This is a genomic window from Nicoliella lavandulae, from assembly GCF_037546185.1.
Taxonomy (GTDB): domain Bacteria; phylum Bacillota; class Bacilli; order Lactobacillales; family Lactobacillaceae; genus Nicoliella; species Nicoliella lavandulae.
The window spans coordinates 158139-178134 of the sequence record NZ_JAWMWH010000003.1 but is presented as its reverse complement, the minus strand read 5'-3'; the positions used below and the strand labels follow the sequence as shown (position 1 = coordinate 178134).

At 34.4% G+C, this 19996-nt stretch carries 21 protein-coding genes and 1 other annotated feature; of the genes, 8 read left to right on the top strand and 13 right to left on the bottom strand.

The features are described 5' to 3' along the window. The first annotated feature begins 72 nt into the window (after positions 1 to 72). Positions 73 to 1881: a CAP domain-containing protein gene (locus tag R4146_RS07370; protein ID WP_339960811.1), complete on the top strand. Its 1809-nt coding sequence runs from the start codon at positions 73 to 75 to the stop codon at positions 1879 to 1881. 85 nt (positions 1882 to 1966) lie between these two features. On the opposite strand, the gene pnuC is transcribed toward R4146_RS07370, so the two are convergent. The 4 genes from pnuC to R4146_RS07350 all read right to left on the bottom strand — a co-directional run bounded on the left by pnuC (position 1967) and on the right by R4146_RS07350 (position 5011). Next, positions 1967 to 2767, bottom strand: a complete 801-nt coding sequence (gene pnuC, locus R4146_RS07365) for a nicotinamide riboside transporter PnuC (protein WP_339960810.1) — start codon at positions 2765 to 2767, stop codon at positions 1967 to 1969. A gap of 144 nt (positions 2768 to 2911) precedes the next feature. Next, positions 2912 to 3781 (bottom strand): SDR family NAD(P)-dependent oxidoreductase, encoded by an 870-nt coding sequence (locus tag R4146_RS07360; protein WP_339960809.1) that lies wholly within the window; start codon positions 3779 to 3781, stop codon positions 2912 to 2914. Positions 3782 to 3847: 66 nt separating this feature from the next. Continuing rightward, a complete protein-coding gene (locus R4146_RS07355; protein WP_339960808.1) occupies positions 3848 to 4408 on the bottom strand; it encodes a TetR/AcrR family transcriptional regulator in 561 nt (186 codons plus the stop codon). A gap of 81 nt (positions 4409 to 4489) precedes the next feature. Beyond that, positions 4490 to 5011 carry a hypothetical protein gene (locus R4146_RS07350; protein ID WP_339960807.1) on the bottom strand — a complete coding sequence of 174 codons (522 nt, stop codon included), beginning with the start codon at positions 5009 to 5011 and terminating at the stop codon, positions 4490 to 4492. Between the two features lie 259 nt (positions 5012 to 5270). Here R4146_RS07350 and R4146_RS07345 point away from each other — a divergent pair, with 259 nt between their 5' ends. After that, entirely contained in the window at positions 5271 to 5441 is a 171-nt protein-coding gene (locus R4146_RS07345; RefSeq protein ID WP_339960806.1) for a hypothetical protein, read from the top strand. A gap of 62 nt (positions 5442 to 5503) precedes the next feature. Here R4146_RS07345 and R4146_RS07340 read toward each other — a convergent pair whose 3' ends face one another. The 4 genes from R4146_RS07340 to R4146_RS07325 form a co-directional block, all read right to left on the bottom strand. Beyond that, positions 5504 to 5992 (bottom strand): thioredoxin domain-containing protein, encoded by a 489-nt coding sequence (locus R4146_RS07340; protein WP_339960805.1) that lies wholly within the window; start codon positions 5990 to 5992, stop codon positions 5504 to 5506. A gap of 11 nt (positions 5993 to 6003) precedes the next feature. Then, entirely contained in the window at positions 6004 to 6651 is a 648-nt protein-coding gene (locus R4146_RS07335) for an NAD(P)-dependent oxidoreductase (RefSeq protein WP_339960804.1), read from the bottom strand. A gap of 83 nt (positions 6652 to 6734) precedes the next feature. Beyond that, the gene (locus tag R4146_RS07330) at positions 6735 to 8093 is read right to left on the bottom strand and encodes a glutamate--cysteine ligase (RefSeq protein WP_339960803.1); all 1359 of its coding nucleotides are present in this window, start codon (positions 8091 to 8093) and stop codon (positions 6735 to 6737) included. 78 nt (positions 8094 to 8171) lie between these two features. Continuing rightward, positions 8172 to 8427: a binding site (T-box leader), on the bottom strand. Positions 8428 to 8536: 109 nt separating this feature from the next. Continuing rightward, on the bottom strand, positions 8537 to 9571 hold the full coding sequence (locus tag R4146_RS07325; RefSeq protein WP_339960802.1) for an oxidoreductase: 1035 nt from the start codon (positions 9569 to 9571) through the stop codon (positions 8537 to 8539). Positions 9572 to 9904: 333 nt separating this feature from the next. On the opposite strand from R4146_RS07325, the gene R4146_RS07320 reads away from it, so the two are divergent. Then, positions 9905 to 10639: an ion transporter gene (locus tag R4146_RS07320; RefSeq protein ID WP_339960801.1), complete on the top strand. Its 735-nt coding sequence runs from the start codon at positions 9905 to 9907 to the stop codon at positions 10637 to 10639. Positions 10640 to 11028: 389 nt separating this feature from the next. On the opposite strand, the gene R4146_RS07315 is transcribed toward R4146_RS07320, so the two are convergent. Together R4146_RS07315 and R4146_RS07310 are read right to left on the bottom strand one after the other, a co-directional pair. Continuing rightward, complete coding sequence (locus tag R4146_RS07315) at positions 11029 to 11799, bottom strand: hypothetical protein (protein ID WP_339960800.1); 771 nt, start codon at positions 11797 to 11799, stop codon at positions 11029 to 11031. Between the two features lie 172 nt (positions 11800 to 11971). After that, complete coding sequence (locus R4146_RS07310) at positions 11972 to 12421, bottom strand: hypothetical protein (protein WP_339960799.1); 450 nt, start codon at positions 12419 to 12421, stop codon at positions 11972 to 11974. Positions 12422 to 12681: 260 nt separating this feature from the next. Here R4146_RS07310 and R4146_RS07305 point away from each other — a divergent pair, with 260 nt between their 5' ends. After that, positions 12682 to 12903, top strand: a complete 222-nt coding sequence (locus R4146_RS07305) for a hypothetical protein (protein WP_339960798.1) — start codon at positions 12682 to 12684, stop codon at positions 12901 to 12903. A gap of 43 nt (positions 12904 to 12946) precedes the next feature. On the opposite strand, the gene R4146_RS07300 is transcribed toward R4146_RS07305, so the two are convergent. After that, on the bottom strand, positions 12947 to 13366 hold the full coding sequence (locus tag R4146_RS07300; protein WP_339960797.1) for a MarR family winged helix-turn-helix transcriptional regulator: 420 nt from the start codon (positions 13364 to 13366) through the stop codon (positions 12947 to 12949). Between the two features lie 161 nt (positions 13367 to 13527). On the opposite strand from R4146_RS07300, the gene alsS reads away from it, so the two are divergent. Continuing rightward, entirely contained in the window at positions 13528 to 15201 is a 1674-nt protein-coding gene (alsS, locus tag R4146_RS07295; RefSeq protein ID WP_339960796.1) for an acetolactate synthase AlsS, read from the top strand. 34 nt (positions 15202 to 15235) lie between these two features. Here alsS and R4146_RS07290 read toward each other — a convergent pair whose 3' ends face one another. After that, positions 15236 to 15925 (bottom strand): DUF6198 family protein, encoded by a 690-nt coding sequence (locus R4146_RS07290; protein WP_339960795.1) that lies wholly within the window; start codon positions 15923 to 15925, stop codon positions 15236 to 15238. Between the two features lie 141 nt (positions 15926 to 16066). Between R4146_RS07290 and R4146_RS07285 the strand changes: the two genes are divergently transcribed. The 3 genes from R4146_RS07285 (at position 16067) to R4146_RS07275 (ending at position 18670) form a co-directional block, all read left to right on the top strand. Beyond that, positions 16067 to 16825, top strand: a complete 759-nt coding sequence (locus R4146_RS07285; RefSeq protein WP_339961048.1) for a sulfite exporter TauE/SafE family protein — start codon at positions 16067 to 16069, stop codon at positions 16823 to 16825. A gap of 80 nt (positions 16826 to 16905) precedes the next feature. Then, positions 16906 to 17256 (top strand): hypothetical protein, encoded by a 351-nt coding sequence (locus tag R4146_RS07280; RefSeq protein ID WP_339960794.1) that lies wholly within the window; start codon positions 16906 to 16908, stop codon positions 17254 to 17256. 439 nt (positions 17257 to 17695) lie between these two features. Further along, positions 17696 to 18670 (top strand): CAP domain-containing protein, encoded by a 975-nt coding sequence (locus R4146_RS07275; protein WP_339960793.1) that lies wholly within the window; start codon positions 17696 to 17698, stop codon positions 18668 to 18670. Positions 18671 to 18754: 84 nt separating this feature from the next. Here R4146_RS07275 and R4146_RS07270 read toward each other — a convergent pair whose 3' ends face one another. Beyond that, positions 18755 to 19939: an aminotransferase-like domain-containing protein gene (locus R4146_RS07270; RefSeq protein ID WP_339960792.1), complete on the bottom strand. Its 1185-nt coding sequence runs from the start codon at positions 19937 to 19939 to the stop codon at positions 18755 to 18757. Positions 19940 to 19996 lie beyond the last annotated feature (57 nt).

Here is a 19996-nt window from a genome sequence, read left to right as displayed (position 1 = left end):
AAACATTGATTATATTTTTTATATATAGTAGTATTTAAGCGTTACATAATAATTAGTATTGGAAGTGTTTATATGAAAAAAACTGCTATGTATACTTTAATTTGCAGTTCTATTTTATCGATAGGATTACTTCAAAATCCAGTTACCACTCAGGCAAGTAGTCACAAGATCCAACGTGTTTATCATTTTTACAAAAAACATCATAAGTATAAAATTAAAAAAGTGACCAAGGTAAGATACTCTGGAAAACTAAAGAGTTCAAAAAAATTAACTTACAAGGGCACTAAATATTATTACGTAAAAAAGTTGAAGGGATATGTAAAAGCAAATAGTATCAAAAAGCATAAAAAATATAAAAAACATACTAAAATTAAAAAAATCACTTCTAGCAATAACAGCAAATTGAATCAATCAAGTAACTACGTACCAAGTAGTGTCTCCGCAAACTCTGATAACTATTCATCATACGTTGGAACACCTAGTTCTGTTGCATCGGAATATGGATATTCAAACTCATCATTGCATAGCAGTTACTCATCAGAAAGTAACAATAATACAAGTGTGAGCTCATCAACCAGTAACAGTAGTGCCTCATCGACAACTAATAATGCCAACGTTGCTGTTAATACTAGTTCTACTCAAGTTAATACTGTCGATAGTTCTGCTAAGGCTAGTGCCGCTAAGTCTGCGGCCGATAGTTCTGCTAAAGCCAGTGCCGCTAAATCTGCGGCTGATAGCTCTGCTAAGGCCAGTGCTGCTAGATCTGCAGCCGATAGCTCTGCAAAGGCTAGCGCTGCTAAGTCTGTGGCTGACAGCTCTGCTAAGGCTAGTGCCGCTAAATCTGCGGCTGATAGTTCTGCTAAGGCCAGTGCTGCTAAATCCGCAGCAAATAGTTCTGCTAAAGCTAGTGCTGCTAAGTCTGCGGCCAATAGTTCTGCTAAGGCCAGTGCTGCTAAATCTGCGGCCAACAGCTCTGCTAAAGCTAGTGCCGCTAAATCTGCGGCTGATAGTTCTGCTAAGGCCAGTGCTGCTAAATCTGCAGCTGATAGTTCTGATAAGGCTAGTGCTGCTAAATCTGCAGCTGATAGTTCTGCTAAGGCTAGTGCTGCTAAATCCGCATCCGATAAATCAGCTGCATCTCAAATTACAAACAATACGGATCCATCTAAATATAATGATGGATTACCCCAATATAATATTGGTGACTCGGTTGCCTTTATTTCTGGAGACCCCAATTTAGTCATACTAGATCATTTTCCAAATAGTGAAACTGATACCAGTGGAACTATTTCATTAGGTAATAGTATAAGGGCTACAATATTAAATAAAAAAGTTGCCCCATGGAAAACTTACTACTATCAAATTAAATTTAATAATGGCATTACTGGATGGGTTAGTGATGGTAGCATATACAAAAGTAGTAATCCAGTTAATCCTAAGCCAGTTTCCCAAGCAGAAATTGGTGACGCCATTAACAATGCTGTAAAGTATATTAATTATGTTCGACAAAATCATAATTTAAAACCATTAACAATTGATCCAACGATTAATAAATTTGCTAATGAGAGAAGTCAACAAATTATCAATGATTATAATCATAGGGATAAAAATAACAATAGTTATTATCAGATGATTGCTAGGGCAAATGGCCGTGATGATTTGGCTAATCAATTTGGAGAAAATATTACTTATAACTTTAGTCAAGACGGTAGTTCTTTAATTCAAAAAATTATTCAAGCCATTAATGGAATGTTATATGAAGATAGTGCTTCTAATTGGGGACACAGAGATAATTTCTTGAGTTCTGATTTCACTCAAATTGGGATTGGTATCACCCAAACTGATAATGGAACCGTTTATACATCCTTTGATTTTCACTAGTCAATTACGTTAAAAAGGTGGGAAGAATCTAAATGATTCTTCCCACCTTTTTAATTTTTATCATGATTAGATGATATTTATTAATTTATAATGATGCTTGTGCCTTTAATTTCTGATTCCATACATACCAGCCAAAGAATGAGTTAACATCACAGGCGAAGAATAATGCAATCATAATTGGGTTAAAGTTAACCGTCCATAATACAATTTCTAATGTGTTCCCTAAAATCCATAAAATAAATTGACTACTACTGTATCTAAGAATGAGTAGTAACTGTGCAAATACTTGAACCACTGTACTTAAAGCATCTAACCATGGGTGGGGATCAAGCGTTGGAGTGATCAAAGGAACACGTTGTAAAAACAGCCCCAAGAAAATCCAACTAACAATGACTAAACTAGCCAACAATAGCCATCCCTTTACCGATAATTCTTTTACCTGTACTTCACTATTATTATCAATCGGATGATCAACATTACGCTTATTCCACAGATAAATTCCAATAAACTGTGAAATAAAGAAGTATGTATATAGGTATACTTCACCATACAAATGCGCATTAAAAGAAACGTAGACGTAGGCAATATTATTCAGAATTCCCCAAAAGAAGTTCGTAATATTACCATCAGAATCTAGCACTACACTCAAAATATTAGTGACACCAGCAAATAAGCTCACTAGTCCAATCACAGTTAAATCCGGTGCAACCGCAAACTGATTATTATTAAAAATAATCAACCATGAACCAACTTGTAAAATTAGCAATACCACCATTTCAATTAACAACGGCTTTCTAATTTTACGAATTGCAGAAACTAACTGATTGGGGTGACTAGCTAATTGCCATCCTGACTTGAAAACTTGCCATTTATTTGATCCTACCATGTTGACACTTCCCATATATGAAATTGTATTAAGTACATATGTAAAGCACTTATTAATTCCTAATTTTAAGATTAGCTAACTACAAATGTCAACTAAAGCCTAATAATAAGTGCATCATTAAGCGTATTGTTCGTTTTTACAGCATTATAAATCCTTTTGAATTTGCTTTTGACAATAGTCCCATACTTTTTCTTGATTATTAATTGAATAATATCTTTGAGGCGGTGTGATTTGTTTACGATGATTATTAAAGTAACATCCTGAAATACCCTTTACATCATCGGAGGTTGCTAAATAAATATTAGTATTAGCACCTGCATCAGGTGACGCCATCAAATGAAGACGCAATGCTAATTTATAAATTAAATTATTAATTAACCCATTATCACTATCCTGCCCAAAATTAGTAGCAACGGCACCGGGATGAGAAACGTTGACGGTTACATTATTGATCCCTTTCTTTTTTAGTTTCTGAGCTAGAAATTGTGTATTCCAAATAACGAACAGCTTACTAATCGCATAACGTTGTTGACCAGACGCAATGCTTTGAAGTGATAAATCATCCATCCGAGGTCTAGCAATTCTCACCGTAGCCGAAGCCATATTGATAATTCGTCCATCGTTGCTTCTTTGTAAGGATGGTAACAATAATTCCGTTAACAAAAGTGGCGCAATGACATTTAGCTGTAAGGTCGTTTCAATGTGATCCGTTGTGATTCTAATTTGATCATCTAATACTGCGCCTGCATTATTAATTAATACATCCAGATGATTATAATGACTATTAAAAGTGAGCGCCATCGATTTAACTGATGCTAGTGAAAATAAATCAGCAATCAAGTAATCAACATTTTGATTTCCACTCTTACGTTTAATATCTAATACCGTTGCTTCGGCCTTGCTTACATTACGACCATGAATAATAACTCGATGGCCCATTTCAGCAAGCCGCATTGCAGTTGTCCGACCAATACCATCAGTTGCACCTGTAATTAAAATTGTTTTACGATTCATAATTTTTCCTCCTGTTTTTATAAGTGAATAGTTAGTTATTTATAATTAAAAATAAAATGCTATTTCTTATTTTTTAATAGCATTTATTACCATATTAACAATTTGTTGAACTTCATCAGAGTTTACTTTAGTATCTTGATTCAGAACTAAAATAGGAACTGAAAAGAATACATCTAGTGTCGTCTGCGAAACATTAACATAATTTGGCGACGAATCAATTCGGTCAAATAAATGTTGTAACGATCCATTTAATCGCTTTTCAAATTGAATTGCATGTTCATCTAATAATTCATGATTATTCCATAGTACTCGGATGAAGTTAAATTCATCTGGAAATTTATGATACTGCTTAATACTAAATTCAATAATTGCATGAACCTGATCATCAATCGTAGCATTATCGTCAATGACTTCGTCCATCCCACTTTGTAAATGCGCCTTTACCTCCTCATACAATCGGCTCAATAAATCTTTTTTATCTTGATAATGAATATAAATCGTGGCTGGACTAACGTTTGCTGCTTTAGCAATTTTAGCGGTAGTCATATCTAATAATCCATAGTCCTTGCAAGAATTAATCACTGCTTGCTTAATTGCTTTAATTTTTTCTGGATTAGTTGTTCGCATGTTTATAATAATAACTGAATAGTTAGTTATTTTCAAGTAAAAAGATAAGCAAGCTATTTAATCAGCTTGCTTATCAAATTACTAAGCTGGTGAAATCCACAGTCCCAACCAAAATAATATTAGTAGTAATAACTGATAATATATCCCCCACCGATACCAATTAAAATGGTTAGTCCACAGTGCCATCATTAGATTAATGACCACCATTGCCAACGTATATAATTGATTAATTGATAATAAATTACTCATTAAGTCGCTGAAACTACCATCATTAACAACCATGCTGATTCCGGTCGCAACTATTATCGACAAGAATACACCAATCCAATTCAACAGTTTCAATATTAATGATCTATTCTTCAATCCATTCATAGTTGAACGTACATTGGCATTGAAGACCCAGCTGAAGAAAATAATAAATGCTGCTAACACAATGACGAGGATTAAATCAGCAATTCTTGTAGGTGGGATCTCAGGAGTATCACCATTGGTCATACTAATTGGTAAATTCGTACGCAGAAAGTATACGATCAACCAACATGCTAGAAAGTTAATTATCAGATTTAAAAGGTATTGACCAGTCAATTTTAATTTTGAATTCATTAACATGCTCTTTTCATTTATTAGATTGGTATTTATTGTATACCAAAAACCAAGATTACGAAATCAGTAACCTTGGTTCTTAATATTTACAGCTGATCATCTTATTAATTTAATAAATCAAACAAGCATCAAAAGTCCCACTCTTTTTCAATTCTAACTAAAAAATAACCGAATTGTTACAAAAATTTTATATCATTTCACAGTTTAATTATTTAGAATATGGGTGTAATAAATAAATTAGCTCTAAGAGAGGATAGCAATGAATAATAATTCTAAAGTAGTATCGAAAGAAAGTTTAGCATCAGAAAGTAATGTAAATTCACTGAAACGCGATGATTTTAAATCAGCTGTTTCAACTATCGAACCAATGGAAGGTAACAACATCAAAAACTTGTTTGTTGAATACCTTTTAAACACCAACATGGCTTAGAAAACTAAATTTATTGTTAGTCCAAACTGCTTAACTAGCTCGAGCATTTGGGCTTTTTATTTTTATAGTGCTGGTAGTCGATAATGAAAGCTATCATGCCAAGTCCCATCTAATACAATTGTTGGAATTCCACGAACGCCAGCTTCTTGAAGCGCAAGCGTGGTCGCTTCAGTTGCTTGCTTAGAGTTATGGAGGGTGACCCCATAATTATCCTCTAAATATTCTGGTACTTGTTCTACACTACACCGTTTAAAATTATTTTGAGCATTAATCAATGCTTTAACAAATCCAAACGCAATTTCGGGTTGGCTAAAATCAATAAATTGATGGGCAATGTTGCCAATTCGCAAGGCTGATTTATCCTTAGTCCAAAACTTAATGTGCAATCCTAGGTTCCCTGAACGCAGTGCTTGTTCAACGTCTGCCAAATTGCGACTCCACCATTTTTTACAATAACGACAGCTTAAATTCATTACCACCGTTAGTTGGTGGGGTGCGGATGGTGATCCTAAATTTAAAGTATCATGACTATCCATTGAAATCTCTTTCATTTAACTCTCCCCTACTCTTCTGCAACCGTAAATCTAGCAGTATGGTGGGCCGGCTTTTCAATTTCATCAATTACCGCTTTTGCAAGCGTTGAATAAGAAATCTGCGCTTTTCCTTCACTATTACGTAACACGTGATTATCACCTAATTGATATGGCGTCACTGGGCCTTCATATACATCAACAGCTGGTGAAATTCCTAGCCAGTTAACGTTCTTAATGTCGCGTAAAAACAGGTATTCATTTAACTGTTCTTCAAATAACGGCAAATATGGTTTCATCAATGGAACATGGCGTAAATCTTGTAATAATAAATGTTCATACCGATGGCCAGTTAATAAACTATTAGCCCCTAGCATAAAGATCAATTTAGGAGCATGCGTTTCGCGAAACATTGCAATTAACTTGGTTGCTAAATCGACTTGACGATAAGCCTTTTCAGGGGTTGGTAAGTAAGCATCAACAATTACATCAAAGTCAGCTAGTTGATCCTTAATTAATTCCATTGGATCTCCAGCAATTAATGGCGTTGTTTGCCCAAATAATTGATAAGCACGATCAGCATCTTCATCAATTGCGGTCATTTGATTACCAGTCATTGTTCCTTGCCGCATAATTGCATTCCCTGTTAAAGTGGTGGCGCCCATTACTGCAATTTTCATTTTAAATTCCTCCGTTCAATCAATGTAACTAATATTTTAACGATTTGAACGCTTAAGGCAAATAAAATGTTTTAGACGATGTATTATCTTGGTTGCCAAGTTCCTTTAAATAGATGTTGTTTCAATTCAGCAACTGATAAGTTCCCATCATTATTTTCAAAAACATCATAATGATAATCGGACAACTGATTAGCCCGTTGAAATTTCTGAGCTTGTTTTACCCCAAAGTTTAACAGCTTCCCATCCTCTACATATTTTAATAGTCTACCTCCAGTCGTTAATTCCGGACGACTAATTTGATTATTAAATCGTTCTACTAATTCTGAATATTCGGGGCCTAAATCGAGCATATCAACAAAGTCTGCTAACTTAGATAAAAATTCAAATGCTTGTTCTTCATACTCACAGTGATTATCTGGACGTTCGCAAGCCACTAAGTTATTCATATCATCAGACTTAACCGTTGTATCGATTCCATTGAGATCGTCAGTGGATTCAGTTGTTACAAAGTATAGCATCATTAATTGCACCATCATTAACGTTGATAATTTAATGCCGGTTTCAGAAAACGGATCTAAATCTAACATTCTTAACTCTAAGTACCGAACCCCATTTGTTTCAATGTCATCACCTTTGAAACGAATTGGTCCATGGAATTCTGCTTCATTGGCCAATTCTCCATCTGATAATCCTAATTTAATTCGATCTAAATAGTGCTTAACATTCGAATAATCCACTGGGAATGATCTGATAAACCCATATGTGCTTTGCCGAAAACTTCTGATGGGATAATTAGGTCGATCGTCATCACTATGCTCAAAATAATTATCCTCAACTACTGGACTAGCCCCAAATAAGTAGGTCAATAACCACCGATACTTCATGAATCCACTGGCAGATAGTTCATAAATGTGGTTCCGCAAGTTTGCAGTATTATTTAATGGCACCGGTAATAGTGATGCTAATTGATCAACTAGTTTGTTATTAACACTAATGTTGATATGCGTACCACATGGCGTGCCGTGACTAATGCCATATTTATCCACTAAGTATTTTAAGTACTCCCGCTTAACTGGATTATTAGTTTTGGCTAGGAGCGACTTGTCTTTTAAAACCGGTAACACTGGTGGCATCGACAGCGGCCATAATAATTCTCCCTTTGCTAAGTGTTGTCTTAACACTTCTGTTAATGTGTGAGCATAATGAATCGTATCCAAGTAGTTATTAGCTGGCGGTGAGATCACTTCCGGCATTGTTTGTAGATAATCATTGGTGATCCATGGGTTTACAGATTGATCACCAATCCCGGTTGGATAGGGATGGTGACTAATATGACCATTTTCATCAATTCTAAATCTTTCAACTTCAGTTCCACTAGTTAAATCAGCTAATTGCGCAACTAGTGCATGATTAATAATTAGTTTACCAATTTGATTGAACATAATCGTTCCTCCTAAGTGAAGATTGATAAACCACACTTGCAAACAAAAAAGCGCCCCTTATTTCAACTATAAATTGAAATAAAGGACGCTTCTTGCGCGGTACCACCTTTTATTATCCTGTCAATATATTCATGATACAAAGACAAAACCTCTCAAACAAACCTATTGATTTGCAGATTCTGTAATGGGAATTCCCAGCCTAGACTAATTAAGAGTTTTGCCCGACAGCTCGTAGATGATTTTCGAATTAAATTATAATTAGTCCCTTTCACCAATTTGGAACCTCTCTTTATAATTATTCTTTAATCTACTCTTTCTACTTCATTGCTTTTAAATGTGATTTATTGATAATAACAATAATATACATATTAGAAAATGTCAACATAATAATTAAAAAATAATTAGATTTGGTATGATAATAAATTAGATAACTTTAATTTAAATTATTTTTGTCCACGTTCATACGAAGCATTGTAAGGCTTAAAGTTATGATCATGCAGTGCTCTAGCAGCATCACTCAACCAATTAGTATTTCTAATCATAGCACGCCCTTCGAGAATTAAATCCGCTTGGTGATTCTGCAAAATATATTCACATAATCCAGGGTTATCCAATAATCCAACCGTTGATACAGGAATGTTAATTGATTGTTTTAAATCGGTTGCAAATGGTGTTTGATATCCATCGTGCACTGGAAAATTAGGAGCTTTGTTAATTAGACCCCCGGTAGAAGCATCAATCAAGTCAACGCCATCATTTTCCAACCACTTAGCAACTTGTTTCCAGTCATCCATTGAATTTTGTACTCCTGAATCGTCATAGTCAGTTAAGGATAATCGAATCCACAATGAGCCCTTAAATTGTTTACGAATTTCAGTAATGATTTCATGAACCAACCGATAACGATTTTGAAGCGAGCCTCCATATTCATCAGTTCGTTGATTAGTTAAGTTAGATAAAAACTGATCTAACAAGTACCCATGGGCACCATGAATTTCAATCATATCAACGCCACTTTGTTCAGCACGCTTGGCAGCACTAACAAATGCATTTTTAATATCATTAATTTCATCAAGTGATAACGCCTGAGGTTGCTTATAATCAGAACTAAATTGCAATGCACTTGGTGCAGATAACACATCTGCATCCTCTGCTTTGCGGCCAGCATGACTCAACTGAACCCCCACTTTGGTCCCAAATGAATGTAGATTTGCAACTAATTCTTTTAATTTATCAGCTTGTTCATCATTCCATAATCCTAAATCGTTATCAGTAATCCGACCATTAGGTTGAACCGCCATTGCTTCAGTAATTATCATCCCAACCTTAGATAATGCTCTAGCACCATAGTGTGCAAAATGAAATGGTTCTAATACCCCATCTTTCTTTTGAACTTCGTACATACACATTGGTGACATCACTACCCGATTGTTCAATTCTAGATTGGCAATCTTTACTGGTGATAGCAATAAACTCATTTATATCAGTCCTTTCATTAACTTACTAAAGTATAGCAAAGTGAAAAGTTGATAGCTAACATTTAGATTATGTCAAAGTAGTTCATACCAGCGAACTTACGATCAATTTATTCAAAGATAATTGTATTTATGAACAACAAGAAATAAAATAATAGATAATAATTACGTATATTAAACTGTTAATTCAGCAAAATAAGACAATGTAATAACGATTTACAATGTAATAACGATTTACAATGTAATAACGATTTACAATGTAATAACGATTTACTAGCAACTATATTATATTTTAATTAATCCTAGAATTTAATAATTAATAATTGGAGATAAAAGATGAAGATAGCTTATAAACTATACATATTAATAATGTCACTATTAGCACTAATTTCAGTAGGTATATTTATACTGGACTATAATGGAAAAATTAACCTTTTAGCATATCCATGGAATATAATTGATAATAGTACATTAGCTATATTTGCGATTGATTATTTTACAAGACTGATCATCGCAAAGGATAAATGGAAATTCTTTCGACATAATATTTTTGATTTACTTGCGATTCTGCCATTTGATAGTTTTTTTGCAATATTTAGAATTACGAGAGTTACTAGACTAATTAGACTATTTAAAATAATGAGAATGCTACGCTTTGTTGGTGTTTTGGGTAAATTTGGACGGAATGCTAAGAAGTTCCTAAAGACCAATGGATTAATATGGGTCTTATCTGTTGCTACTATATTAATTTTAATTTCTTCAATGACTTACTCACTAGCTGAAAATACAAGTTTTGGAGAAGCTGTATGGTGGTCCATCACTACTACCACTACTGTTGGATATGGTGATATTTCACCCCAAACACCAATTGGTAAGGTTGCAGCTGTTATTTTAATGTTTACTGGTATTGGAATAATTGGCATTTTAACTAGTGCAATTACTTCTTATTTTGAAAAAGATGAAGATAATAAAACAATAGATGATGTTATCGAAGAAATCAAAAAGTTACGGGATGAAAATAAGCAACTAAATGAAAAGATTGATAGGATAGAAGATGAATTAAAAAAATAAACTATACAAGGGTTCATTAGAATAGTACATTTTTAAGCCGTATCACTTTAGTCTGATTCAATATTTTTGAACTATAAGATTAGTTAACAAATGAAATATAAGGTAAATCTTAGTTATTTTCAGACAATATTATCAATGAAGATCCTACTAATTTATGACGTTGAAAAATAAATAATAAAAAGCTCCTAAACCAGCCTCATCTAGCAACGCTAGATTTTACACCGACTTAGGAGCTTTATTTAACTGGTCATTTTGCAATGTGTCATGACGACAGTAAGATTAATGATAATTTATTTCTTTTTCTTCATTAAATCATGTTTTTAAAGTGGGCTTCTTCTTTTCATTATTATTAGTCATCCATGCGTTCAAATATTTTAGCCAAATTATAACTATTTAATACTACCAACTATATTAGCGAACGTTTGTAGATACTTTGTAGTAGCGCTTATATCGCCCATAACTTTTTTATAATCATCTTGGTTTGAATCTTTACTAGAAATTGAATTTAAATTATTAACTGCCTCTAGTCTTTCTTGATAAGCATCCTTCATTATTTTAACTTGTCCGGCACTAAGTTTTTTACTTAAGTCAGGAACAACATGATCATTTAAATAGCCAACTATGGATGAAAGCGAGTCCCTATCATTAGCCCACGCTTCGGCATCCATTGAATTAATATTAATACTACTTCCAGCTTGATTTATAGCATTACTTAAACTTCTAGCAGAATCAGCCATTCCATTAAATGAATGTGGGTAATTAAAGTTACTCTTTGAACGGTCAATTTCCATCGTTGAAAAATGTTCTTCTTGTAAGAAAAACGTTTTTTGAGTGTTTGTGTCCATATCTTGAAATTCTTGTATATAAGCACCTATAGCAACGTTGTAATCAGAAATAGATGCATTTAGTGGATCCTTAAGGTATTGTTTTTCCGCATCATTAGCGCCAACATTGGTATCATTAGATGTATTTGCACTGGTGGAATTCTTAGTTGACTTACTCTTCTTAACCTGTTTCTTCTTATGCTTCTTTTTAGTCGTGTGCTTTTTAGCATTTACAGTGACAGGATTAGTGGATGCATTGATTAACCCTTCACCGAATAGGGCAATTGCTGAAGCAGTTGTTACCACCTTGATTAGTCTTTTAATTTTTGGGTTCATAATATGTACCTTCCTTTACTACATTTTTCATTAAGTTTATTACACTTTAAATATACTATATTTTTCTTTTTATATAAATAATAAAATAAAAAGGAATCCTCTGATTAAAGATGATTCCTTAATTATCGTAAAGCAGAAGATAACGATTTTATTGTTAATAATATCAATTAGGTTACTTCTTTAATAATGTGTATGTTTCTTGGTTGGACCATTTATGGTTTTGATATAGGCTAACTTTTAGTTCCTTGCCAACTCGCTTTAAAATCATTCTTCTATATTGCCCATCAACAGTTAAAGTGGCCTTTGCTTCGTAAGTATTATTACCCATTACCCGATAGTAAGGTCTTCCAAGCAATGCTGCGCCACCCATCCCATACGAAAGAACTTTAGTACTTCTAGTTGTCGTAGAAGAACCTTGTGAAATGGCAGAATTGTCAAATGCATACGAACTATAGGCCCCATCGTGTTTTTTATTACTAATCCATAGTGATTTAAATGATACGGTCTTAGTGAAACTAGGTACCCCTTTGTACCACGTACTAGCATTCGCTACAACTGCTGATCCAGTTGTAAATAATGTTACACCAACCATTGATGAAATAAGTAATTGTTTTAATTTCATAAATACCCCTCCAAAATAAATTATATATGTTAACAACATTAATTATACTCCAAGTTAAAAAGGAGTGGTTGAATTAATTTAAATCTACAATACTAAATTATAGTATGAGTCACTTACATAATTAATTCAAATTTTTTTAAAAATAGGTTCCTTGATTACACGAAATATAGTCCATATTCAAAAATAAGGACTTTATAATTGCCATTCATTTAACTTCGCGTTATATTAAAAATGTAAAATAATTGATGGGAGGCATGCTTATGGCTGAAGATGTATTATTTAACCCTGGAAATGCCATTGCATCCAATGTTGATCCAAACGAATTAATTAGAACCGCCCAATTAACTTCTGATAAGCGGACAACAAATGAAAAAGTAGTTATGGTTCGAGATAAGGATGGCAAACACTTATTATTTGAAGTTAATGATAAAGAAACCGATCCATCTAAGGGTACTCATTATAAAATTGAACAAGAATTTTAAATAAAAACACTATTAATTGACGTTAACAATTAATAGTGTTTTTTTAATTATCAATAATGGTTTTAACAACCTTTTCAATCGATGGGATAATTGGTGAATCAGCTTCAATCCCAGTTTGAGCAAACCGATCTTTCCACCAATTACTTCTAATGGTTTGAACCTTATTCAATAGTTCTTTCCCTGAATCAGTCAAACTAACTTCTAAGGCTTTCCCAGGCAACGGATGCTTAGTTACCCATCCCTTATCAGCTAACTTTTTAATTTGTCTGGCAACCATTCCCTTATCCAAGACGAGTTGTCGAGCGATTTGGCTTTGATTGATGTTTTGATGATCATTAATAGTTAGTAAAATACATGCAGCGGTGGGGTTTAAATCTAATTTATCAAATTCATTGCCGGTATCTTTGTAGTATTGCCGATGTAAAATTGAAATATCTTGAGCTAAATATCCTAAGTCTTTCATAAGAAATTGGTCCTCCATTTAAATTTCCCTCGATTATGTTGACAATGCAACACACTAATGCATATAATAAAATAAAATTATCGTGTTGATAATGCAACACGCTTATCTTATCAAGCAATAGTATACCACAAGTATTTGAAAATAAAATGGAGGTCTCGATTATGACAGATAATATGACCGGCTCAAAAGCCTTAATTAAAAGTATGATCCAACAAGGAGTTAAATACGTCTTTGGAATTCCAGGAGCTAAGGTAGACCAACTATTCGAAGATTTACAACACAGTGAAAATCCGAATGCACCTAAACTAATCGTTACTAGACATGAACAAAACGCAGCCTTTATCGCAGCAGGAATTGGTCGAATCACCGGTGAACCCGGCGTAGTTGCTGTAACGTCAGGACCTGGAGTTTCCAACTTAGCGACGGCATTAATTACTGCTACCTCTGAAGGCGATCCAGTAATTGCATTAGGTGGTCAAGTTAAACGAGATGACGTCTTACGATTGACCCATCAAAGTATTGACAGTGCTCCCCTTTTAAATCAAGCAACTAAGAGTAGCCAAGAAGTCGAAGATCCTAATAATATCTCAGAAGCATTCGCTAATGCCTACATGACCACTAAATCCCCTAAGAACGGGGCGGCTTTCCTATCATTGCCACAAGATATCTTAGGTCAAGATGTTGATCGACCAGTCATTACTAGTTTACCTGAAATCACTAACGGGAGTGCTGATCGGACTCGCATTAAACAAATTGCTGAAATGCTAATGGAAGCTAAGAATCCAGTAATTCTTGCTGGAATGCGGGCTTCGACCACTGAAGTTAGTGATGCGATTCATAAGCTATTAAACCGCTTTTCAATCCCAGTCGTTGAAACGTTCCAAGGATCAGGGGTCATTTCTAGAGACTTAGAGAAAAATTACTTTGGCCGGGTTGGACTATTCGACAACCAAATTGGTGATACCGTGCTTAAGAAAAGTGATTTAATCCTAGCAATTGGATACGATCCAATCGAATACGAAGCTAGAAATTGGCACAATGAAGGTACCAAGATCATTAATGTTGATACAATCACTCCAGAAATTACTACCGATTACCAACCACAAGTAATCGTTAATGCTGATGTAGCACAAACCCTATACGAATTAGCAGCATTTATTCCTGAAGACTCAAGCCTTCCTGAGGAAACTAAAGATAAACTACTTCAATTAAAGGAACACTTCGATCAATCAACCGATGTTCCAGAACAAGTTGATGGCCAAGGAATTCATCCATTAGCAATCATTAACGCCCTTCAAGAATCAGTGAACGATGACACCACTATCACGGTTGATATTGGAAGTCATTACATTTGGATGGCTCGTTACTTCCGGGTTTACAAACCAAGACACTTGCTATTTAGTAACGGGATGCAAACATTGGGAGTTGCTTTACCATGGGCCATTGCTGCTGCTTTAACCCGCCCTGAACAACACGTGATTTCAATTTCTGGAGACGGTGGGTTCTTGTTCTCAGGTCAAGAACTTGAAACTGCCGTGCGCTTAAACCTACCAATTATTCAAATTATTTGGGTCGATGGTTACTACGATATGGTTAAGTTCCAAGAAGTTGCTAAATATGGCCGTGATGCTGGGGTTAAATTCGGTTACGTTGATAACGTTAAGTACGCAGAAAGCTTTGGTGCTCATGGATTTAGAGCTCAATCAGTGGCTGAATTTGAACAAGCTTTACATGATGCTAAGCAAACTGATGGACCTTCCATTATCGAAGTCCCAGTTGACTACAAGGATAACATTAAGCTAAAGACTCAATTAATCCCCGATGAACTAAATTAATGAAAAAAACTGGCGCTAATCCGCCAGGTTTTTATTATGCTTTCGTTTTAAAATTATCGTCTGGATTAAAGTTATGAATTAAGCGTGGCCAAATCAATTTATCAGCGTACTTAACCACAATTCCATTTGTGAAGAAGAAGTAAATCGTTGCGAAGTTCACAGCATACAGTTTTCCAGTTGTAAGACTAGTAATAATAATTAACAATACTGGAAATGAAAGATCTAAGAACTGGGCTTTGATTGCGCTGCCGTTCAAAAATTTAAATCGTAAAATATTACTGGTATCGTCATTGGGATGCATAAAGATATTAGCTCGCTGATACATTGAAATGGAGATTCCAATCATCGTTACTCCAATAATTGAGAATACGGATCGGATAATAAAGCTTTGGTTTTGGACCCCAAATGATTCAAACATTTGGATAAAAATTTGAATGCCATAGCTAAAGAAAACCACATATGCAATTTCTTCTAAAAAGCGGATGATGTTTAACTTCATCATTAAGAATTGATTTAAAACTGCATTAAAAACACCAAATGCAAAGATAAAAATCGTTGATGAAATTTTAAACTCATTCCCTAAATTAACTGCAGCCGCAGTCCAGAGTGCTGATCCAGTATTGGAAGCAATGGTTAACCCGTTCCCCAATGCATTAATGCATAATCCCAACACTAATGCGGTAATCCTTGTCTTCATCGAGTTACTAGCTGCTTTATTATTCAAAAAATTCCTCCTTAGGAAAATTAAGTTAATTAAAACCATTCATTATTGATTATTATATAAAAAGGGTCCATGAAAAACAAAAATTATTTAGATATAAAACAATAGTGCTATAATCGAAATATACTCAATTGAAAGGAGACGATAATCATTTCAGTTAGTTCGATTGCTTTTTTAATCGTAATTGGAATTATTTCTGGAATTATCAATAGTATTATTGGAATGGCATCTTTAATTTCATACCCAGCCATGATTTCAGTTGGTATCCCACCTGTATTAGCGAATGCTTCGAATACCGTTGCACTAATTTGTAGCGGGGTCAGTTCGATATTAGCATCACTAAAAGAACTCAGGGGCCATTTAAAAATCGTTATTCCCATTACAGCGCTGACTGCCATTGGTGGACTAGTTGGTTCATTATTGTTGCTTCACAGTTCTAATGCAGCCTTCTCTAAAATAGTTCCATTCTTGATCTTTTTTGCTGCTTGTTCAATCCTCATTCCTAAAAAGAAGCAAGACGGTCAAAAAACCGGGTCCAAGTCAATTCTGTTTTGGGAATATTTAATTCTAGGATTGGTTGGAATCTACGTTGGTTACTTTGGTGCAGGAGCCGGCGTAATTATGATCGCTGTGCTTTCCAAAATTAGCGATAGTCCCTACCATGTTTATAACGCAACTAGAAATGCTGCTACATTAGCCGCCAACTTCATTGCATCAATCATTTTCATCTTGGTTGCTCATGTTTACTGGAGTGCCATTATTCCACTTGGGATTGGGCTATTTATTGGTGGTTTTATCGGTCCGTCAATTGTGCGCTTTATTCCGACTAAAGTAATGCGCACTAGTGTTGGTATTTTTGCATTCGGATTATCCATCTACTTATTTATTAAGGCCTTTTTCTAAAATCATAAAAAGGGTTTCTTTTCAAATAAAATGTTGTAAAATTAAAGTTAAATAATTTGATTAAGAAAGAAGGAATTTCAGTGCACGATAATCCAATCATGAGAATTATTTTTAACTTTGCTAATATTCAAAACTTTATTTTGATCATCTTCTTATTTCTCAATATTGGTTTTCAAGCTCGCAATCGGCATGCTGATGTTCAATCAGATGGGCTAAGTAATTTCATTTTAATTTTAGCGTTATGCGAAAGTTTAAATTTTGCTGGTACTGCAGTGATGCGTGACTTTGGGTTCCATAATCCTCAAATAAAAGTATTTGTTGGCCTAGCCATTATCATCATTTCTTGGATTGTAGCAATTGCTTTTACAATTTGGAATTTTAGATATCTTAAGAAGTTAAGTAAACATGCAAATAAAATTGAAAATAATTAATGATAAACCAAAAAGTCCTACTCAATGAGCAGGACTTTTTATATACGTTAATTTTAATATTTATCAACATGGATGTTCTTCAGTTGACTGCGATTCTTAATTCCAACTGTTTATTACTAGTTGTCAATGTTACTTACTATGAACCCATTCTAAGCATTAAAGCTATCTCAGCATGAATTATACAATTGAATCGTGCATAAATTTTCAATTATTACTATTTTTCCTTAAATAAAGATACTAATTGACCTAAAACTGTTATAATTAAAAAAAGTGACTACATAAGCATTACATCACTAATAATCAACCATTAATCAAACAAGCTAAAAATGGTCTCACCTTAATTTTGCTATTATAATTAAGGCTTTTTGCAGTATTGAACAATCGTTACAACAAAATTCAGCTATTTTAATAATTATTCATCAAAGGAGACCAAGTTTTTATGAAATTTACTCAAAAGCTAATGGTTACCATAGCCACCTTCTCAATTCTATATGAAGTTGCAACTCCCATAACTGAATCATTGAACCATCGTATTACTAATGTAAAAGCTCAGGCCGTTACTAAAGAAAATATTCAAACTAAAATAAAACTGACCCCCACTAGAAATGCTGACCACTTAATGAGTCATACCATCAGCAAAAGCAATAACACTCCTGGCACTGTTCCACAATCGGAATGGCTACATGCTTACTATTATTTTAATCAAATGTTACCTAGATACGCTAACGGCAGTAAGGCTTTATATGCTCACGATAATAACAGCGTTATTTTAGATCACATGGCAACTAGCGAAACCGACATGAAAGGTCAATTACCAATGCAAAGTAACGGTGATCGGATGACCGTCATTAGTAGTAAGCAAGCTCCGTGGGGAAACATTTATTATCATGTGCGATTTTCAAATGGGGCAAAGGGCTGGATTCAACAATCAAATCTAGTAAACGAGTCAGCAATTTATGATAATTCAAAGTTAAATTATACTAGTCATGAAAATAATCAAGCAATTAATACGGGGTTCTATTATATCAATTCAATTCGGATTAAACATGGTTTAAAACTATTTAGATGGTCTGACAAACTAACCAAAATTGCTCAGGCACGAATACCACAATTAATCTCTAATTTTGGTCATACAGATTCTAATGGAATTAGTTACCGTAATGAATTAGCCCAAAAATTTGGCTATAAAAAGTATATTAATGTGATTGGCGAAAACATTGGAACGCTAAACATGTATAAAAAAATGTCTGCTAGTCAATACATTGTTACTGATATCAATGCCATGACTTACGAAGATGCTAACGATTCTAAATGGGGGCATCGTAAGAACTTCTTAAGTCGGGTTTCAACCACAATTGGCATTGCTGTAAAATCAGATAATGGGCGTTTTATCACTGCATTTGAGTTTTACTAAAAGTAATTAATAATAACTAAAAAGCACCGCTGGGTTTTTATATCAACCTAACGGTGCTTTTCATTATTATATTAAATTCACATTTTATTGTAATGCAGCTTTAAGGGCATCCCCTAGCCGCTTCATTCCAACCTTAATGGTTTCATCATCAACATTAGAGAAGTTTAATCTAAACGTTCCCCTCTTAGGTTGATTTGGATAGAATGAATCACCTGGCACAAATGCAACATTATGTTCAACACAAGTTTTGAATAGCTCCATGGTATCTACGTCCCCTGGTAGTTCAACCCAAATGAACATTCCACCTTCTGGATGACTGTATTTAGCATCAGCTGGGAATTCATTCTTAATGGCTTCTAGCATTAATTCGAAACGATGGTGATATAAATCACTAATTTCCTTAATATGCTTATAAATATCATTTTGTTCAAGGAATTTAGCAATGATGTGTTGACTTAAGTTGTCTGAGTGCAAATCAGCACTTTGTTTCATAACCACGAAATTACTAAGTACGTCTAAGTTACAAACAATCCAACCTAATCGCATCCCAGGTGCTAAAATCTTTGAGAAAGTACTCATATAAACAACACGATCTTGTGTGTCAAAGTGTTTTAATGGAGGCAATTCTGTTCCTTCGTATCTAATTGCTCCGTATGGATCATCTTCCATAACTAAGATATCGTATTTATTAGCTAATTCAACGAATTCTTTCCGTCGGTCTAAGGACATAGTACGTCCAGTTGGATTTTGGAAGGTTGGAATTGTGTAAACTAACTTAGTTTCAGGATGGGCTTTTAGTGCTTCTTCAAACTTATCCATCCGCATTCCATTTTCATCCATTTCGACTCCGACAATATTGGCTCCGTAACTACGGAACACATCTAGTGTACACAGGTATGTAGGTTCTTCAACAATAACAGTGTCACCAGGGTTAATAAACATCTTAGCTAAAAGATCAATTGATTGTTCTGATCCAGTTGTCACCCCAATATGGTCTACTGTTGTTGTAACTTTACGATCAGCCATTAACTTAACGATTTCATCTCTTAAAACCTTTTCACCAATGGCATTACTATATTGTAAGGCGGTCTGACCTTCAGTTTCGAAGACGGTGTCAGCCGCCTTCTGCATTTCTTTAACTGGGAATAATTCAGGAGCAGGTAACCCACCGGCGAATGAAATAACCGCTGGATTAGCCGCTGCTTCTAAGATTTCTCCAACCACGTCGTTATCAGTTTGTGGTACTCGTTTTGAATATTCAAATGTCATAAAAATCCACCCCTTAAATTATGTTATGCACATTATTATAGCAACTTTCTAATTAAA

Bases quoted from the DNA above. Each gene is read 5' to 3' on its own strand.
- R4146_RS07345 (WP_339960806.1), top strand. From the start codon at position 5,271: ATGAATAATAATTCTAAAGTAGTATCGAAAGAAAGTTTAGCATCAGAA.
- R4146_RS07270 (WP_339960792.1), bottom strand. From the start codon at position 19,939: ATGACATTTGAATATTCAAAACGAGTACCACAAACTGATAACGACGTG.
- R4146_RS07335 (WP_339960804.1), bottom strand. From the start codon at position 6,651: ATGAAAATTGCAGTAATGGGCGCCACCACTTTAACAGGGAATGCAATT.
- R4146_RS07355 (WP_339960808.1), bottom strand. From the start codon at position 4,408: ATGCGAACAACTAATCCAGAAAAAATTAAAGCAATTAAGCAAGCAGTG.
- R4146_RS07330 (WP_339960803.1), bottom strand. From the start codon at position 8,093: ATGTTCAATCAAATTGGTAAACTAATTATTAATCATGCACTAGTTGCG.
- R4146_RS07305 (WP_339960798.1), top strand. From the start codon at position 12,682: ATGGCTGAAGATGTATTATTTAACCCTGGAAATGCCATTGCATCCAAT.
- R4146_RS07325 (WP_339960802.1), bottom strand. From the start codon at position 9,571: ATGAGTTTATTGCTATCACCAGTAAAGATTGCCAATCTAGAATTGAAC.
- R4146_RS07275 (WP_339960793.1), top strand. From the start codon at position 17,696: ATGAAATTTACTCAAAAGCTAATGGTTACCATAGCCACCTTCTCAATT.
- R4146_RS07320 (WP_339960801.1), top strand. From the start codon at position 9,905: ATGAAGATAGCTTATAAACTATACATATTAATAATGTCACTATTAGCA.
- R4146_RS07350 (WP_339960807.1), bottom strand. From the start codon at position 5,011: ATGAATTCAAAATTAAAATTGACTGGTCAATACCTTTTAAATCTGATA.
- R4146_RS07315 (WP_339960800.1), bottom strand. From the start codon at position 11,799: ATGAACCCAAAAATTAAAAGACTAATCAAGGTGGTAACAACTGCTTCA.
- R4146_RS07300 (WP_339960797.1), bottom strand. From the start codon at position 13,366: ATGAAAGACTTAGGATATTTAGCTCAAGATATTTCAATTTTACATCGG.
- R4146_RS07340 (WP_339960805.1), bottom strand. From the start codon at position 5,992: ATGAAAGAGATTTCAATGGATAGTCATGATACTTTAAATTTAGGATCA.
- R4146_RS07370 (WP_339960811.1), top strand. From the start codon at position 73: ATGAAAAAAACTGCTATGTATACTTTAATTTGCAGTTCTATTTTATCG.
- pnuC (WP_339960810.1), bottom strand. From the start codon at position 2,767: ATGGTAGGATCAAATAAATGGCAAGTTTTCAAGTCAGGATGGCAATTA.
- R4146_RS07310 (WP_339960799.1), bottom strand. From the start codon at position 12,421: ATGAAATTAAAACAATTACTTATTTCATCAATGGTTGGTGTAACATTA.
- alsS (WP_339960796.1), top strand. From the start codon at position 13,528: ATGACAGATAATATGACCGGCTCAAAAGCCTTAATTAAAAGTATGATC.
- R4146_RS07360 (WP_339960809.1), bottom strand. From the start codon at position 3,781: ATGAATCGTAAAACAATTTTAATTACAGGTGCAACTGATGGTATTGGT.